Source organism: Amycolatopsis kentuckyensis, assembly GCF_002155975.1.
GTDB classification, from domain to species: Bacteria; Actinomycetota; Actinomycetes; order Mycobacteriales; family Pseudonocardiaceae; genus Amycolatopsis; species Amycolatopsis kentuckyensis.
Map to the genome: position 1 here is coordinate 1 of NZ_MUMI01000850.1, position 2,255 is coordinate 2,255.

Annotated in this window: 1 protein-coding gene; it reads right to left on the reverse strand. The window is 78.6% G+C overall.

All coding sequences use genetic code 11. The features are described 5' to 3' along the window. Positions 1–2,255: hypothetical protein (locus tag CCN39_RS48615; protein ID WP_086853992.1), on the reverse strand; the 2,255-nt coding region annotated here is incomplete at both ends.

The window sequence follows — 2,255 nt, forward strand, 5'->3', positions numbered from 1 at the left end:
CGCCGGCCGCGACGGCGGCGAGCAGCACGCCGAACGGCTCGGGCAGGCCGAAGTCGCTCGCGCTGGCGCAGCCGATCAGCGCCACCCGCGCCGGCATCGCGGCCACCCCGGACCCGGCGAGATCGGCGGCGGTGAAGGGCCGGTGCGCGCCGATCGGCTCGGCCGTCCCGGGCAGCTCCGCCGGGCAGGACAGGTGCAGGGCGGTCTGCGCGCCGTGGTCGTCGCGGACCCGGCTGACGTGCCCGACGAAGACCAGGCGGGAACACGGCCCGGCCAGCAGCCGGGCGAGCAGCCGCCGGTCGGTGTCGGTGCGGCGGACCAGATCGAGCCCGCGCGCGGCGGCCGGCCGGACGGGACCGGCGGCGAGCTGCGCGTCCAGGTGCCGGATCAGCGGTGACGCCGGATCCTGCCTGCCGAGCACCGAGCCCAGCTCGCCGAAGGCGCTCTGGCCGGGGATCCGCGGATCCAGCAGGTAGACGGGCGGCCCCGGCGCCGCCGGTGGCCGGCGCGGGATCCCGACGGGCGCCAGCAGCGAGACGTCGGCGACGTCGAGGACGCGGTCGTCGCCGTCGAAGCAGGTGCCCTCCTCGCCGGATTCGAGCACGCGGCCGGGCCGCCGGTCGGGCAGCGCGAGCAGCCCCCACGGCACCGCGGCGAGGCTCGGCGACGGCTGCACCCGCAGCAGCGGACGCCGTCCGCCGGCGGCCGCCGCCCGCAGCCGCGCGACGAGGTCGGCCGGCAGGAGGTTGAGGGCGAGGATCCGGGCCAGCCGCTGTTCGCCGGCGAAGCTGCCGAAGGCGTCGAGTGAACGCCGGACGGCGTCGGCGACGCTTTCGCCTTCGCGCGGCGTCGGCGACGCCTGCGCCAGCAGCTCTCCGGCGGTCGCGACGAGCGCGGCGTCGACCGGGTGCGTGTGGACGGTGTCGAGGTCGGCGGTGGTCCGCCAGCTGAGGTAGGTGTGCCCGGCGTCGGCGTAGCGCAGGACGAACGTCTCGGCTTCGGTGGCGGGCCAGGTCGCCACGGGCTCGGTTTCCGGCCGGGACAGGCCGTACCGCTCGGCCGCGACGTCGAGCCAGCGGTCCAGCCGCATCGGCGCGTCCGGCGACCACCGCAGCGCGGGCGGCGGGGCGAGCCGCAGCGGAAGAGACGCCGTGACCGTGCCCAGCGCGGCCAGGGGCAACCCGGCGGCGGGCGGTGCCGGTTCCGGGGTGGGCGGCGTGCCGGTCAGGTCGAGCGCGGGCGTCCCGGCGCCGGTGTACGCCCCGACCGCGCAGGTGCGTTCGATCAGTTCGGCGGCCAGCCTCGGTTCTCCGAGCCGGGCCAGCAACGCCATCAGCAGCGCGGTCGCCGGGCCCGCGACGTCACGCGCCCAGGCCGTGCGGGCCCGCGGCGACGCGAACTCGAACCGGTAGTCCGCGGCCGCCAGCGCCACCGGGAGCAGCAGGTCCAGCACGGCCGGCAGGTCGGCACCGCGGGCGAAACCGATCTCGGCCGCCGCGAAGTCCGTGTGCAGGCACTGCAGCCACTCCCCCGATGCCCGCGCCGACTCCCGCGCGCGGTGCACGTGCTCGCCCGCCGCCGTCCAGTCCCCCTCCGCGGCGGCGCAGCGGGCCAGCGCCACCTCCAGCCGGCGAAGCCCCGGCGTGTCCCCCGTCGACTTCCAGATCTCGCCCGCGTGCTGGAACTGGGCACGCGCCTGCCGCGCGTCGCCCGCGATCAGCAGCAGCGCTCCCAGCGCGTGGCTCGCCTCGGCCACGTCCCCGGTCGCGCCGGCCGCGGCGAGTTCGTCCCGGGCCGCGACGATCGCGGCGACCGCGCCCGGGAAGTCGCCGTCCAGCGCGCGGTCGGCGGCCAGGTCGACGGCGAACTTCGCGGCCGCCGGCCGGCCCTCGTGCCGAGCGGAGAGCCGGACCAGGTCCGCCCGGGCGTCGGCGTCCTCGCCGCCGGTCCGGCGGAGGCGGGCCCGTTCGGCGCGCGCCATCGCCTGCAGCGACGCCACCTGCTCGCCGACCTCCTCGACATCGGCGATGGCTTCCAGGGCCGGGAGGATCTCCTCGAGCGCGGCCAGCGCGCCGGCCGGGTCCCCGGCGGCCACCCGCACCCGTGCCTCGAGGATGCGCAGCGTCAGCTCGTCGGCGCCGTGCGGGTCGAGCAGCCGGCGCGGGTACTGCCCCGGCCCGGCCGCCTTCCGCTGCGCCGCCCGGTGACGCTGGCCCGCGATCAGCTCGCCGGCCCGGGCGACGTCGCCCTCCTCG